Below are 14515 nucleotides of genomic sequence, written 5' to 3'. Positions count from 1 at the left end.
CGCAACACCAGTCGCATCCATCAGGGCCGGTCTCCGGACTCTCGACCTGCGCAACCTCGCCTTCCCGGTTTAACCCAGTGGCTGTTGAGGCGCGTGCAGCACAAGGCTGCTGTCGATTACCGTTGCGGGGGCAGTGCCGGGATTGTCTGATGACGCACCGGCTTCCCGTTTAACGCCGCTTCGTAAGAAGTGAGGCGCACCCTGGCGGAAGTAAAACGCCGCGCACCTTAATGCGCGGTTACTGCAAATACAAGTTACAGATTCAGCTGAGCCAGACGCTGGCGAACCGCTTTCTCGATGCCGCTGGCATCAAGGCCGCATTCCGCCAGCATTTGCGCGGGTTTGGCGTGCTCAACGTAATAGTCCGGCAAGCCCAGATGCAGGACAGGCTTGATCAGGCCGTCTTGCGCCAGGAACTCGCTGACTGCACTGCCAGCGCCGCCCATGATGCTGTTCTCTTCGATGGTCACCAGCAGTTCGTGGCTGCCAGCCAGCTCGCGCACGAGAGCTTCGTCCAGTGGTTTGACGAAGCGCATGTCTACCACTGTGGCATCCAGCTGCTCGCCCACCTTGAGGGCTTCGGCCAGTTGCACGCCGAACACCAGCAGAGCAGTTTGTTTGCCCTGGCGACGGATTTCGCCTTTGCCGATTTCCAGCGGCGTCAGTTCTGCATCAATCGGCGCATTCGGGCCGGTGCCGCGTGGATAGCGCACCGCTGCCGGGCCGTTATACAGGTGGCCGGTGGTGAGCATACGGCGCAGCTCGTTTTCGTCGCTCGGCGTCATCACCAGCATGCCGGGGATGCAGCGCAGGTAAGACAAATCGAAGCTACCGGCGTGAGTCGGGCCGTCTTCACCAACCAGACCCGCACGGTCGATGGCGAACAGCACGTCGAGGTTTTGCACCGCCACATCGTGGATCAGCTGATCGTAGGCACGCTGGAGGAAGGTCGAATAAATCGCTACCACCGGCTTACTGCCTTCACAGGCCATACCCGCAGCAAGGGTGACCGCGTGCTGCTCGGCAATCGCCACATCGAAGTAGCGTTCCGGGAATTTTTCGCTGAAGGCAACCAGATCGGAGCCTTCTTTCATCGCCGGGGTAATGCCGATCAGACGCGGATCGGCGGCAGCCATGTCGCACAGCCACTGGCCGAATACGCTGGAGTATTTCGGCCCGCTGCTGGCTTTTGGCGCTGCTGCGGCGTTATCCGCTTTCAGTGGCTCCAGCTTGGTGATGGCGTGATAGCCGATCGGGTCAGCCTCGGCCGGGGAGAAACCTTTGCCCTTACGGGTGATGATGTGCAGGAACTGCGGGCCTTCCAGATCGCGCATATTGCGCAGGGTGGCGAGCAGTGTCGGCAGATCGTGACCGTCGATGGGGCCGATGTAGTTCCAGCCCAGTTCTTCGAACAGCGTGCCGGGGACCAGCATGCCTTTGGCGTGCTCTTCGGTCTTACGGGCAATTTCCCAGGCACCGGGCAGGCGCGACAGAATCTTTTTGCTGCCTTCGCGCATGCTCGCATAGGTGCGGCTGGAGAGAATCTTGGCCAGATAGTTGGACAGGCCGCCGACGTTCTTGGAGATCGACATGTCGTTGTCGTTCAAGATCACCAGCATGTTGGCGTTGACTTCGGTGGCGTGGTTAAGCGCCTCGAAGGCCATGCCGGCAGTCATCGCGCCGTCACCGATTACGGCCACGGATTTGCGCTTGCTGCCCTGCAGGCGTGCGGCAATGGCCATACCCAGTGCGGCACTGATGCTGGTGCTGGAGTGGCCGACACCAAAGGTGTCGTACTCGCTTTCGCTGCGACGCGGGAAGGCGGCGATGCCGTCCTTCTGGCGCAGGGTCGACATGCGTTCACGACGGCCGGTGAGAATCTTGTGCGGGTAGGCTTGGTGGCCTACGTCCCACACCAGGCGGTCATCCGGGGTGTCGAAGACATAGTGCAGGGCTACGGTCAGTTCAATGACCCCCAGGCCTGCACCGAAGTGGCCTCCAGTCTGGCCAACGGTATAGAGCAAGTACTCACGCAGCTCATCGGCCAGCGTCTCCAGCTCGGCTTCACCCAGACGACGCAGTTCGTCAGGCGTGCTGGCACGGTCAAGGAGTGGCGTCAGCGGGCGTTCACGGGGGATCTCGTGGAAGGTCGTCGGCATCAGGCGGATCGTTATAAATTCATAAGAATTAAGAAGTTTACCCGAAGCGTTGAGAACTGCCCAAACCTGCCGTGTTACGACTTGTCATTAGTGGATAACCGGTGCCGTTGCTGACGAACGGCACCGGGCTCGCTTACCAGCTATCTACAGTGCGTTTCTTGCCCTCCCGTGCAGCCGGTCGGGGTGCGGCATTTAGTCCACGTAGGAGCCAGCCACGGGTTTCCAGCGGATCAATTACTGCATCAATTTCCAGGAAACTGGCCATGTTGATGCCTTTACCGTTTTCGTAGGCTTTGGCCACCAGTTTGTCGAACAACTGCTGACGTTGGGCGGGGTCTTCGATGGCTCCAAGTTCTTTGGCAAAACCGAGACGTATCGCGCCCTCAAGCCCCATGGCACCAAATTCGGCGCTGGGCCAGGCGATGGTGAACATCGGTGAGTGAAAGCTGCCCGCTGCCATGGCCTGCGCGCCCAAACCGTAGCCTTTGCGCAACACCACGGTGAAGAACGGCACCGACAGACTTGCCGCCGTGACGAACATGCGCGAGACATGGCGCACCGTGGCTTGCTTTTCCGATTCCGGCCCGACCATAAAACCGGGTGTGTCGCACAGCGACAACAGCGGAATATCAAAGGCATCGCACAGCTGCATAAAACGTGCGGCCTTGTCGCCTGCCACGGCATCAATCGCCCCGCCTAAATGGGCTGGGTTGTTGGCGATCAGGCCGAACGGTTTGCCCTCAATGCGGATAAACGCGGTGATCAGCCCCGGCGCGAACTGTCGGCGTAGCTCCAGCACGGAACCGCTGTCAGCCAGGGTTTCGATCACGCTGCGGATGTCGTAAACGCGCAGGCGGTTTTCCGGGATCAGGTGGCGCAGTTCGCGTTGGTCAGCGCAGTGCCAGTCGCTGGTCGCGCCCTGGAAGTAACTCAGGTATTGCTGAGCCACGCGTACGGCTCCCACTTCATCGGCGACCAGCACGTCGATTACGCCGTTGGGGCCCTGTACGCTGCTCGGGCCGACTTCTTCCGGTTTGAAGCTGCCCAAGCCGCCGCCTTCGATCATCGCCGGGCCGGCCATGCCGATGCTGGCGTTCTCCGTGGCGATAATCACGTCGCAGCAGCCGAGCAGGGCGGCGTTACCGGCAAAGCAGCGGCCGGAGACCACGCCCACCAGTGGCACCAGCCCGGACAGTTTGGCCATGCCGACAAAGGTGTGGCAGTCCAGCCCGGCTACGCCGACCCAGTCGGTATCGCCTGGGCGACCACCGCCGCCTTCGGCAAACAGCACCACAGGTAAGCGCCACTGTTCGGCAAGGCCGAGCATGCGGTCGGTCTTCTTGTGGTTCATCACGCCTTGGGTACCGGCGAACACGGTGTAGTCGTAGGCAATCGCCATGCAGCGCGCCGCTTGCGGGCCGAAGGTGGAGGCGTTGACTGTGCCGATACCCGCTACCAGCCCGTCTGCCGGGCTTTGCTCGATCAGCTCCTGCAACGGCCGGCGACGACGCTGGGCGGCAATCGCCAGTGCGCCGTATTCGCTGAAGCTGCCTTCATCCAGCAGCTGCGCCAGATTCTCCCGGGCGGTGCGCTGGCCAGTTTTGCGGCGCTTGGCTACGGCGTCCGGGCGGCGCTCGTCGCGGGTGATGGCATGGCGTTCGAGCACTTCGGCCAGATCGGCGCGGATGTGGTCGAGGTCGATGCTTTCCTCATTGGAACCGTGGTCTGCAGCAACTTCAGCAGGTTCGATAAATACCAGTGGCTGGCCTTCGCCAACGCTACTACCGGGCCGGACCAAGACCGTGCGGACGATACCGCTGTGGCTGGCTTTGACCACAAATTCCATCTTCATCGCTTCCAGCACGGCGATGCTCTGGCCGACGGCTATTGCGTCACCTTCAGCCACCTCCAGCGTCACCACCACACCGGTGCTGGGCGTGTTCAGCGGCAGATAGCCTTCAGGGATAACGGCGCTCTGCTGCACGGCTTGAGCCTGTGCCTGATTGCTTGCCACGTAGCGATGCGGATGCGAATCTGCGGACGTCTCCAGCAGGCTGGCGAGTTGGCTTTCCACAAAGCGGGTGTTGACCGCGTAGCCTCCCACTTCCGGGCGGCGCAGCAGGTTTTGCAGCAGGCAGATATTGCTGTTGACGCCTTCCAGACGAAATTCGCACAGCGCTCGGTAAGCACGGCGCAGTGCGCTCGGGTAATCCGGGCCTTGGGCGATCAGCTTGGCCAGCAGCGAGTCATAGCTGGGGCTGACGCTGTAACCGGCGTAGCCGTAACCGTCCACACGCAGGCCGGGGCCGCTGGGTGGTTGATAGGCGCTTAAAGTGCCGATGGCCGGGCGGGTGCTGCCGTCGGCGTTCATGCTGTCCAGATTGATCCGCAGTTGCACGGCAAAACCGTTCAGTGCGGGCGGCTGAGTCAGTCCAAGGGATTCGAGGCTGTGGCCAGCGGCAAGTTTGAGCTGGGTGTGCAGCAGATCGACACCGCTGACCTGTTCGGTGACGGTGTGTTCCACCTGAATGCGCGGGTTGGCTTCCATAAAGTAGAAGCGCTGCGGGTTTTTGCCATCCAGCAGGAACTCGAACGTGCCGAGACCTTGGTAATTGGCAGCTTTGGCCAGGCGCAGGGCCGCGTCGATCATGCGCTGGCGGGTGTCGGCGGGCAGGTCCGGGCTGGGGGCGATTTCCACCAGTTTTTGCTGGCGTCGTTGCAGGCTGCAATCCCGCTCCCACAGGTGGCTGACGTTACCGTCGGCATCGCCCAGCACCTGAATTTCAATGTGGCGGGCATTGCTCACCAGTTGTTCGACATACAACGCATCGTTACCAAACGCGGCGCGTGCTTCGGACTGGCAGCGGGCGAAGGCTTCATCCAGCTCTGCCGCGTCGAAAACCGGACGCATGCCGCGCCCGCCGCCACCGGCCAGTGCCTTGAGCATCACCGCGCCATGTTCGGCGAGAAATGCCTGGGCCTGCTCCGGGGTGATCGCCTGATTGATCCCGGCCACCAGTGGTACGTCGCATTGCTCGGCCAGTTGGCGAGCAGCCGCTTTGTCGCCAAACAGGCGCAGCACCTCGGCATCTGGGCCGATAAAGCGGATGCCGGCCTCAGCGCAGCGTTGGGCAAATCCCGGGTTTTCCGCGAGGAATCCGTAGCCGGGATGGACAGCATCGCAGCCTTCACGCTGGGCGATTTCGATCAGCTGGTCGATGTTCAGATAAGCCGGTACGCCACGACCTTGCAGGGCAACGGCGCTGTCGGCGACCCGGCAGTGCAGGGATTGGGCGTCATCTTCGGCGTAGACCGCCACGCTGTGAATGCCCAGCTCGCCAGCAGCGCGGGCAATGCGGATGGCGATTTCGCCGCGGTTGGCGATCAGCAACTTGGTAAACAGTACGTTCACAGCAGAGCCTCCAGCTCGTTCTTTTTCACTTTGCCGGTGGCAGTCATGGGCAGAGCCTCGACCAGCCGGATCTCCGGCACTTTGTACACAGCCATGGAATCGCGGCACCAGGCACTCAGGCTCTCCGCGCTGCTGGCGCTACCCGGTTTGATCACGATAAAGGCCACGGGCTGCTGCCCGCGTTTTTCATCGGTACGGCCGATTACGGCGCTGGCGAGAATGTCCGGGTGCTGTCCGAGCATGGCTTCCAACTCGCTGGGGAATACGCTCATGCCGTTGACCTTGAGCATCTCCTTGCGCCGTCCCAAATAGCGGATATAGCCCTGCTCGGTGATCTGGCCGAGATCGCCGGTGTGCAGCCAGCCGTCGCGCAGGGCGCTGGCGGATTCTTCCGGGCGCTGCCAGTAACCGTGCAGCAGTGATGGTGTGCGTACACACAGCTCGCCTTCCGCGCCTAAGGGCAGCAGCTCACCAGTCTCGAAGTCGCAGACTTTGAACTGGGTACCCGGCACCGGCAGGCCTACAAAGGTCGGCGCGCTTTTGAGGTCGAAGTTGTCGTTCTGCAGACCGGCGGTGAAGGTGTCGCAGGTGTGGGTTTCGGTCATGCCGAAGCTGAATTCGAACAGGGTGGTGCCGGTCAGCTCGTGCCAGCGGCGGCGATAGTCGATGGTCAGTTTCTTGATAAAGGAGATGCTGCCGACCCCTTTTAGCGAGCGCAGGTCGTACTGGCCAAGTTTGGGGTGATCGAGCACTTCGGCGGCGCTGTCCACCAGCACGCCGCAGTGGCTGACGCGGTAGTGCTGCACCGCAGCCATAAAGGCTTCGGCATCCCAGCGCGCCAGCAGCACCAGGCGGCAGCCGCTGTACACCGGGAACAGCAGGCCGGAGTTTTCCCCGGCAATCCAGAACTCCGGGAGGAAGTTGAGAAGAATGTCGTCCGGTTTCAGGCCCATCGCTACCGGCACAAAACTGGCGCAGGTGTAGAGCATATCGCCGTGGGTGTGCACGCAGCCTTTGGGCAGGCCGGTGGTGCCGCCGGTGTAGTTGAGTGCGGCAATGTCATCCAGCTGGATGCTGTGCTGCGGCGCGCTGGCTGAGCAGTTATTCAGCGCTGGGAGGAAATCGATAAAGTCATCGCCTGTGATCTTCGGGGCCATCAGCAGATCGGCCACCGGAATGGTCGGCTGCTCGGGGCGCAACTCGCTGAAGCTGGTGGCGATCAGTGTTTTTACGGCGGTCTCGGCCTGTACCTGACGCACCAGTGGCAGCAGTTGGTCGAAGCAGATGAGGGTTTGTGCACCGCTGTCGTTCAGTTGGTAGCTCAACTCCAGTCCGCGCGCCAACGGGCTGACCGGCACGTACACGGCACCGCTGCGCAAAATGCCGTAGAAGGCGATATGCAGTTGCGGGCAGTTGGGCATGTACACCGCTACGCGGTCGCCGGCTTTTACGCCCAGTTCAGCCAGCAGATTGGCGCAGCGGTCTGCCAGCTGGTTCAACTCGGCCCAGCTCAGGCTGTAGCCGTAAAAATCGAGAGCAATGGCTTCGGGCTGACTCTGCGCCCAGGCACGCAGGTAGCCCGGCAAGGGCTGTTGACCATGGGGGTATTGCGGCTCGCGGGGTTTGCCAGCCGGCCATGCGGCGGCGTGCAGGGCGTCCAGTTGTTGCAGGTAGCTGTCGAGGGGCATGGCGTGCGCTCGTTGTTGTTCTTGTTGCACGCATCATAGTCAGGCTGCTTTCGCCTCAGAACTGACGCTTATTCATCATCATCCATGAATGCTATGCATGGTCTATTTGTTGTCTGGCTTTGCTAGGCTGCGAGCTGATGCCGTATCGGGTACGCATTCCATGAATAGACAGCATGAATCATCTGCACTCAACCGCATCGATCTCAACCTGTTCCGGGTGTTCGAGGTGGTGTACCGCGAGCGCAACCTGACCCGCGCCGCCAGCCTGCTGCACCTGAGCCAGTCGGCGGTCAGCCATGCGCTGGCACGGCTACGTGAACAGCTGGGCGATCCGCTGTTTGTCCGCGAAGGGCGCGGCGTAGTGCCCACTGCGCTGGCTGAGCAACTGGCACCGGTCATTCAGGATTCACTCAATGGCCTGCGCCGCAGCTTGGGCAGCACGCAGGGCTTTGATCCGCACAGGGATCGGCGGACGTTCTGCCTGAATATGCCGGAGCAGATGGAGCCGCTGTTGCTACCGCGCTTGCTGGCGCACTTTCGCACGGTAGCGCCGCAGGTGGAGCTGCGTTGCAGCAGCCTACACTGGGCGGATGTGCCAAGGGAAATGGCGGCGGGGCGGGTGGATCTGGCGGTGGAAATCACCCGGCCGACTGATAACGAACTACGTCATCGCTTGTTATTCACGGATGAGTTCTGTGTGCTGGCTGGGCCGGAGTTTGAAGGTGAACTGACGGCTGAGCGCTATCTGGCGGCGGAGCATGTGGCGATTACCTCGCAGCGGCGCGGTATCTGTGCTGAGGACTTGGCGCTGGGGCATTTGGGTCTGACTCGCAATGTACGTCAGCACTGTCGCAATTATCTGTCCGCCGCTTTGCTGGTGGCCCAGAGTGGGATGTTGCTGACGCTCAGTCGGGGTTATGCACAGCTGCTTAATCAGGGTGGCAATAACAGGGTTCTGCCTTTGCCGCTGGCGCTGCCGCCGATCACCCTGAGCATGTATTGGCTGCGGCAGAGTGAAAGCGATGCGGCGGGAGTCTGGTTGCGCGAGCAGGTCGCGGAGTTGGCGCGCAGGAGTCATCGAGAGCAAGCCTGAGCGCACGGCATGCACCGTGCGCTCAGGGGTAGATCACTGTTTCAGCTGTTTGGCGTAATCGGCATAGCCCAGCACAAATTCCACGTGGGCACGCACGCCAGTATTCAGGGTCGCCTCATCCAGATAAACGGTGGGCGTATGGTTGTTGGCCGCTGTGTTGAGGTCTCGCCCTTGTGGGGTTTGCCCGAGAAACACGTATAGCCCCGGGACTTTTTGTGCGAAGTAGGCGAAGTCTTCACTGCCCGAGCGCTGGTTGGCGATTTCTTCCGCATGGCCGTCAGAGGCTCGTGCCATGGCCGGAGCCAAGGCCTGGGTCAGGTCCGGGTTGTTGATGGTCAGTGGCATCATTTCGACCACCTTCACATCGGCTTTTACCTTTTGCGCCTCAGCCGTTTTGCTGACGACTTCGGCAAGCTGAGTGGTGAGTGTTTCGCGGATCGGCGCAGAGTCGGAGCGGATGGTTCCATTCATGATGATTTCCTCAGGAATGACGTTGTTGGCCGTGCCGCCATGGATGCTGCCTACGGATACAACGCCCATACCCAAGGTCAGTTTGGCGCGGCGGTTAACCAGCGTCTGCATGGCATTGATTACGTTGGCGGAGGCGACAATCGGGTCAGCACCATCCCAAGGGGCCGATCCGTGGGCTTGTTTGCCAAGCAGGCGAATGCGGAAGCTGTCCGAGCTGTTAAAGGCGATGCCAGATTTATAAGCGATTTCGCCGGTGTGACTGTCGCTGGTTACATGCATGGCAAACATAGCCTGAATGCCGAAGCGCTCGATGATCCCTTCTTCGACCATGCGCCGGGCTCCCCAGCTGGGGGCGTTGTCGGCATAGATGTCGATGTTGGAGGGGCCTTCTTCTGACGGCTGGAAGACAAACACCACTGTGCCGGGGATTTTATCTTTGTTTTGGCTCATCAGCCGGGCTGCGCCCATCAGCATTGCGGTATGGGCATCGTGGCCGCAGGCGTGCATCACATCTACGGTCTTGCCGAAGTAATCACCTTGGGCTTTGCTGGCGAAAGGCAGGCCGGTGGCCTCTTTGATCGGCAGGGCGTCCATGTCGGCGCGCAGGCCCACGGTCGGGCCGGGAAGATCACCTTTGAGTACGGCGACTACGCCGGTTCCGGCAATGCCTGTGTGTACTTTCAGCCCCAGTTTGCGCAGGTGGTTGGCGACATAGGCGGAAGTATTGTGCTCCTGATTGCTCAGCTCGGGGTGCTGGTGCAGGTGGCGACGCCATTCAATGACCTGATCGGCTTGTGCGGTTGCGGCCTGTTTGACCCAATTGTCATCTGCCTGGGCCAGGCTGTTGACGGCGCTGAGGGCAGCGAGCAGGGGCAGTGCGGTGAATGCTTTCATCATGGGGAGCCTTTTTGTTATGGATTGGAATTCCAGCTCCCGGTGTTTCCTGCACGGATCAGGTGCGACTGCTACAAGGCCCGGAACTGAAACGTCCGGACACCCTAATCAGCCGCGGTCACTGCACGTACGAGAACAATCTGAATAGGCTCAGGTTGCAGTGTCCACCCAGGCGGGTGGACCGATAAAAGGCGGGAAGCCCTGCAGTGCAGGGCCTAGTTGCGGCGTTCGACGATATAGCGGGCCAGCGCGCGTAATGGCTCGGCCTTGTCATCAAAACCACTGAGGGCATCCAGCGCCTGATCGCGCAGTTCCAGCGCGTAGGCTTTGGCCGCCTGCATGCCAAGCAGTGCCGGGTAGGTGGGCTTGTCGTTGGCCTCGTCCTTACCCTGGGTTTTACCCAGCGTGGCGGTATCGCTTTCCACGTCGAGGATATCGTCCTGTACTTGGAAGGCCAGGCCGATGGCCTGTGCATAACGGTGCAGTGCGCTGAGGGATTGCTCGCTGGCCACGCCGCTGGCCAGTGCGCCGAGGCGTACGCTGGCTTCAATCAGCGCGCCGGTTTTGTGCCGGTGCATCACTTCCAGCGCACTCTGGTCGAGCTTGATGCCGACTGAACCCAGATCAATCGCCTGTCCTCCCACCATTCCGGCTGGGCCGGCAGCGTGGCTCAAGGTGCTGAGCATGGACAGGCGCACTTCGGCGTCATGTGGGTTGGCAGCAGCATCTGCCAGCACGCCAAAAGCCACGCTCTGCATGCCGTCTCCGGCAAGAATCGCGCTGGCTTCATCAAAAGCGATGTGGGTGGTTGGCTGGCCGCGACGCAGGTCGTCATCGTCCATGGCCGGGAGGTCGTCGTGCACCAGCGAGTAAGCGTGAATCAGCTCCACTGCGCAGGCTGCTGCATTGGCCTTTTCCGGCTGACCGCCGAGGGCTTCGCAGGCGGCATAAACCAACAGCGGACGTACGCGCTTGCCGCCGTTAAACAGGCTGTAGCGCATAGCCGCATACAGGCGGTCCAGCTCGCTGCGCGGGCTTTGCAGCAGGTGTTCGAGGGCCGCGTCAACGCGGGTCTGGCAGAGGGTTTGGTACGCCGCAATCATGCCTGCTGATCCGCATCAAAAGGGGCTTCTTCCAGCTCGCCGTTGCGCTCCATGAGGATTTGCACTTTCTGCTCAGCCTGAGCCAGTGCAGTCTGGCATTCACGGGTCAGACGCACGCCTTGTTCGAAGGCGGTCAGGGAGTCTTCCAGCGACAGTTCGCCGGTTTCCAGACGTTCGACCAGCGCTTGCAGATCGGTCAGGGATTGCTCGAAATCGAGCGCGGCTTTTTTGCGGGCCATAACAGACGTCTCGGGAAAGGAATTCAGCAGATTATAAACCGGGCGACACTAGCAGAGCCGTACCACACGGGCAAATCAGACCATCAGCTGAACATGCCGTAGCCGCGCGCCATCAGCGCGGCCAGCACGGGGATGAACAGTAATACCAGCAGTTCAACGCGGATGACCCATTTCACCGCCAGCGCCATGCGCGGTTCGAGCAGGGGTACACGCCCGGCTTTGAGGTCGTTGCGCCAGTTGATAAACACGAACGTCGGTAGGGCGGAGATCAGCCCGACAACGAGAAACAGGCCGACCTTGGTTAGGAACAGGCTGTTGTGCAGGTAGTAACTCAGGCCTTTGCCGTACCATATCACCCGCGCCAACCCGGTCATCAGCACCAGCCCGGCCACTACACCATAGGACAGATCAGTGATGATCAGCCGGCGCGCCCGGCTCAGATCCAGTGGCTTGCTGAACAGCACATATTCAGCGACCAGCAGAGCAAACAGCGCGAGTACTGAAAAATAGTGCAAATATGCTGCGACTGACTGGCCCATTTCGGCTCCTTATTGTTATGCCGTTCCAGCCGGCGCAAACCACTGATCGCGCCGGGTCAGGCGATAAGCATAAGCCCCGAGGGTTAGACTGCGAAGTGCCATAAAGCTGAGAAATGCCAGCCACAGGCCATGGTTGCCCAGGGGTTGCAGGACCAGCGCCAGCGGCAGGCTGAGCAGCAGGGCGAGGACCATGGCATTGCGCATTTCCCGGGCGCGGGTGGCACCGATAAACAGCCCATCCAGCAGATAGCTCCACACGCCAATCAGCGGCAGCACGGCCAGATATGGCAGGTAGGTATAGGCGGTGGCGCGTACGTCTTCCATGGTCGTCTGCATCTGGATAAACCACTGCCCGCCAAACATGAAGAACAGCGCAAACACAGCGCTGGCCAGTACTGCCCAGCCACCCGCGACGATCAGCGTGCGGCGTAACCCTGCCCGGTCCCGGGCTCCCAGCGCGTGCCCGCAGAGGGCTTCCAGCGCATGGGCAAGACCATCCAGTGCATAGGCAGTCAGCATCAGACCGTTGAGCAGCAGGGCGTTGGCTGCCACGGTTGCATCGCCCAGCCGGGTACCTTGTACGGTGACCAGAAAGAACACTGACTGCAGCGCCAGGCTGCGGATAAAAATGTCGCGGTTGACCGACAGCAGCGGCCGCCAGTTAAGCCAGCGTTTTAATGCTGTGGCATCCAATGCACCGCTGTAATTGCGCAGCGTTCTGCGGGCCAGCCACAGCCCCAGCAGCATGCCGCTCCATTCAGCAATCACCGATGACCAGGCCGCACCGGCTACGCCCCAGTTGAAACCGAGTACGAACAACACATCCAACCCGGCGTTGATCAGGTTGGTGGTGAGCAAAATCGCCAGCGGCCCACGGGAGTTCTGCGTGCCCAGCAACCAGCCAACCAGGGCGAAAGTAGTCAGCGCGGCAGGCAGGCCGAACAGGCGGATATGCAGGTAAGTACGCGCCTGATCATCCAGATCGGCAGATGGATTCATCAGGCTCAATGCTGAGCTGCTGAACAACATCGCCAGCAGGATCAACACCGCGGCAAACAGCCCGCCCAACAGCAAACCCTGCACCAGCACCTGACGCAGTGCGCTGCCGTCCTCACGTCCCGCCGCCTGAGCGCTGAACCCCGTGGTACCCATGCGCAGAAAGCCCACCACCCAAGTCAGCAGGGTGTACAGGCTGCCACCTACCGCCACCGCCGCTAACTGATGGGCATGGGGCAGGCGGCCGATCACTGCACTGTCCACCAGCGCCACCATGGGCACAGAAAGGTTGCTCAAAATCATTGGTGCAGCCAGCGCCCAGACCCGTCTGTGGGTGGGAGCGTGCTGCCAGGCTTCGCGAAGGGCGTTCATCCAGTCTGCTCGGAGCGTAAAAGCGCCAGTTTAGAGGGGCAAGATGACGAACGGGGGATTAATCGACCTTGAACACTTTTTGCTGGTCCAGTGAATGCGGGTTATTTGTTTCTGACGACGATCTGGATGCGGCGCTTTTGATCACCTTTGAGCGGGGTGTAGGTTTTCCCGGTTGCGCCTGTGATCACGGTATAGGTGTTGCTGCCGACGGCGCTCTCGATACTCCAGGTGTAAACCAACTCAGCGCAGGTGCTGACACAGCTGACGTTTGCCGTAAGGGTTTGGCCGACGTTGGGATAGCCATCCACCAGTCCGCTGAGGGACAGATGGGTTAACGTGGTACCGGGCTGCACAATGATTTCTGACAGGCCAAGCGCCGGGGCGATACCTGCAGGGCCATCGAGGCTTTCAAACGGTTCTGTGATATTCGGGTCGGTCTGGGCGTAAGCGTTGGCGGTGATCCTCTTGCCCTCATAGGCCTCTTCGATTGTGATCGTGTGATGGGTGCTGATCAGCTCTCCGTCTGCAAACCATTCAAAACGGGCGCTTTTGATGGTGTCACCGTCTGGATCGCTCACCTCGGTGGTGATTTTCCATTGGATCTGCAGCCTGTCGCCAGCGGTGATAAGCCCGTTTTTATCCGTATCGCTAATCAGGTAGATCAGCGCAGGCTTGAGCGCCACGGGTGCATGACCTGTTACGGGTACGGTTGCCAGTGACTTTACTTGTGCCAAGGCCGGGCCAGTGAAACTGCACAGCAGTGTGGCGGCGATGACACGAGACATCATTGTGGTCAATGAATCGAACATCGTATGAGTTCCCCGGCAGTTTGAGCCTAATTCAGAGGTGGTCGGGCGATCAGTGCCGCCACTTTGAAAAATAGCTCATTGGGAGGTACGTAAGTCCTTGTCTGCGTGCTCTGTGAGCCGGTTGTCACTCTTTGCGGATTATCCGGCGCGCGCCTTGATCGCTGTTGCTCAGGCTTAATCGACTTCTGGGATCAGGTTGAGCAAGTCTGTGCTGCCCGGATCAATCCCCAGCTGATACAGCAAGGTGGTGGCTTGGCCACGGTGGTGAGTTTGGTGATTGAAGACGTGCGTCAGTAGCGCATACAGGTTGCGGGTTGAGCGGGTGCCTTTCATGTTGGCGTAGCTCAGCCCCTCACTCAGTGCCTGAACAGGCAGGTTCCCGACAAAATGGATGATCAGCTGATCCAACCATTGACGGTATTCCAGCAGCCCTTCCAGATCCGGGAAAAGCAAGGCGTCGAGGCGGGATGGCGCAGTAATGCCCGACAGCTCGTTGAGCAATGGTGCGCAGGCGGGATGGTTGGCCATGCGTTTGAGCCAGATAGTGTCCGCCACTGCAATATGATTCAACGTGCCGAACAGGGAGCTGAAATACGCACCTTTATTTTCCATGAGCTGCTCTGGGCTCAATGAAGCGGCGCAGGTGTAGAGCTTCTGGTTCATCCACTGGTTGTAGTTGGCTAGCAAAAGCAGGTGATCGGTGCTGTTCATGATGTGACCTGTGTGCAATCAGGGGTGAA

The 14515-nt window shown here is 60.6% G+C and carries 11 protein-coding genes and 1 riboswitch; of the genes, 1 reads left to right on the top strand and 10 read right to left on the bottom strand.

Annotation, left to right across the window (positions count from 1 at the left end):
• Positions 1-7 precede the first annotated feature (7 nt).
• Positions 8-219, bottom strand: a riboswitch (cobalamin riboswitch).
• A 35-nt stretch (positions 220-254) separates the two neighbouring features.
• From dxs to AO726_RS19530, 3 genes are all read right to left on the bottom strand, one after another.
• Positions 255-2159 (bottom strand): 1-deoxy-D-xylulose-5-phosphate synthase, encoded by a 1905-nt coding sequence (dxs, locus tag AO726_RS19540; protein ID WP_058069780.1) that lies wholly within the window; start codon positions 2157-2159, stop codon positions 255-257.
• Between the two features lie 133 nt (positions 2160-2292).
• Positions 2293-5562 carry a carboxyl transferase domain-containing protein gene (locus tag AO726_RS19535; protein WP_058069820.1) on the bottom strand — a complete coding sequence of 1090 codons (3270 nt, stop codon included), beginning with the start codon at positions 5560-5562 and terminating at the stop codon, positions 2293-2295.
• A gap of 5 nt (positions 5563-5567) precedes the next feature.
• Positions 5568-7259, bottom strand: a complete 1692-nt coding sequence (locus AO726_RS19530; protein ID WP_058069779.1) for an AMP-binding protein — start codon at positions 7257-7259, stop codon at positions 5568-5570.
• Positions 7260-7419: 160 nt separating this feature from the next.
• Between AO726_RS19530 and AO726_RS19525 the strand changes: the two genes are divergently transcribed.
• Complete coding sequence (locus AO726_RS19525) at positions 7420-8352, top strand: LysR family transcriptional regulator (RefSeq protein ID WP_058069819.1); 933 nt, start codon at positions 7420-7422, stop codon at positions 8350-8352.
• A 33-nt stretch (positions 8353-8385) separates the two neighbouring features.
• Here AO726_RS19525 and AO726_RS19520 read toward each other — a convergent pair whose 3' ends face one another.
• The 7 genes from AO726_RS19520 to AO726_RS19490 all read right to left on the bottom strand — a co-directional run bounded on the left by AO726_RS19520 (position 8386) and on the right by AO726_RS19490 (position 14486).
• Positions 8386-9717, bottom strand: coding sequence for an amidohydrolase (locus AO726_RS19520; protein ID WP_241492150.1), 1332 nt, complete (start codon positions 9715-9717; stop codon positions 8386-8388).
• Positions 9718-9932: 215 nt separating this feature from the next.
• On the bottom strand, positions 9933-10820 hold the full coding sequence (ispA, locus tag AO726_RS19515; RefSeq protein WP_058069777.1) for a (2E,6E)-farnesyl diphosphate synthase: 888 nt from the start codon (positions 10818-10820) through the stop codon (positions 9933-9935).
• The gene (locus AO726_RS19510) at positions 10817-11059 is read right to left on the bottom strand and encodes an exodeoxyribonuclease VII small subunit (protein WP_058069776.1); all 243 of its coding nucleotides are present in this window, start codon (positions 11057-11059) and stop codon (positions 10817-10819) included. Before AO726_RS19510 ends, ispA begins: the two co-directional genes overlap by 4 nt.
• Before the next feature lie 83 nt (positions 11060-11142).
• Positions 11143-11598, bottom strand: a complete 456-nt coding sequence (locus tag AO726_RS19505) for a DUF2214 family protein (RefSeq protein WP_058069775.1) — start codon at positions 11596-11598, stop codon at positions 11143-11145.
• A 15-nt stretch (positions 11599-11613) separates the two neighbouring features.
• Positions 11614-12966, bottom strand: a complete 1353-nt coding sequence (locus AO726_RS19500; RefSeq protein ID WP_058069774.1) for an MATE family efflux transporter — start codon at positions 12964-12966, stop codon at positions 11614-11616.
• Positions 12967-13067: 101 nt separating this feature from the next.
• Positions 13068-13775, bottom strand: coding sequence for a ZirU family protein (locus tag AO726_RS19495; RefSeq protein ID WP_058069773.1), 708 nt, complete (start codon positions 13773-13775; stop codon positions 13068-13070).
• A 174-nt stretch (positions 13776-13949) separates the two neighbouring features.
• Positions 13950-14486, bottom strand: coding sequence for a DinB family protein (locus tag AO726_RS19490; protein WP_058069772.1), 537 nt, complete (start codon positions 14484-14486; stop codon positions 13950-13952).
• Positions 14487-14515: the final 29 nt, after the last annotated feature.

The organism is Pseudomonas sp. TTU2014-080ASC (genome assembly GCF_001446935.1).
In the GTDB taxonomy this organism is placed as follows: Bacteria; Pseudomonadota; Gammaproteobacteria; order Pseudomonadales; family Pseudomonadaceae; genus Aquipseudomonas.
The sequence above is the reverse complement of the archived record's forward strand: the minus strand, read 5'-3'. Positions and strand labels throughout refer to the sequence as shown.

Bases quoted from the DNA above. Each gene is read 5' to 3' on its own strand.
- dxs (WP_058069780.1), bottom strand. From the start codon at position 2,159: ATGCCGACGACCTTCCACGAGATCCCCCGTGAACGCCCGCTGACGCCA.
- AO726_RS19505 (WP_058069775.1), bottom strand. From the start codon at position 11,598: ATGGGCCAGTCAGTCGCAGCATATTTGCACTATTTTTCAGTACTCGCG.
- AO726_RS19495 (WP_058069773.1), bottom strand. From the start codon at position 13,775: ATGTTCGATTCATTGACCACAATGATGTCTCGTGTCATCGCCGCCACA.
- AO726_RS19490 (WP_058069772.1), bottom strand. From the start codon at position 14,486: ATGAACAGCACCGATCACCTGCTTTTGCTAGCCAACTACAACCAGTGG.
- AO726_RS19520 (WP_241492150.1), bottom strand. From the start codon at position 9,717: ATGAAAGCATTCACCGCACTGCCCCTGCTCGCTGCCCTCAGCGCCGTC.
- AO726_RS19500 (WP_058069774.1), bottom strand. From the start codon at position 12,966: ATGAACGCCCTTCGCGAAGCCTGGCAGCACGCTCCCACCCACAGACGG.
- AO726_RS19530 (WP_058069779.1), bottom strand. From the start codon at position 7,259: ATGCCCCTCGACAGCTACCTGCAACAACTGGACGCCCTGCACGCCGCC.
- ispA (WP_058069777.1), bottom strand. From the start codon at position 10,820: ATGATTGCGGCGTACCAAACCCTCTGCCAGACCCGCGTTGACGCGGCC.
- AO726_RS19525 (WP_058069819.1), top strand. From the start codon at position 7,420: ATGAATAGACAGCATGAATCATCTGCACTCAACCGCATCGATCTCAAC.
- AO726_RS19510 (WP_058069776.1), bottom strand. From the start codon at position 11,059: ATGGCCCGCAAAAAAGCCGCGCTCGATTTCGAGCAATCCCTGACCGAT.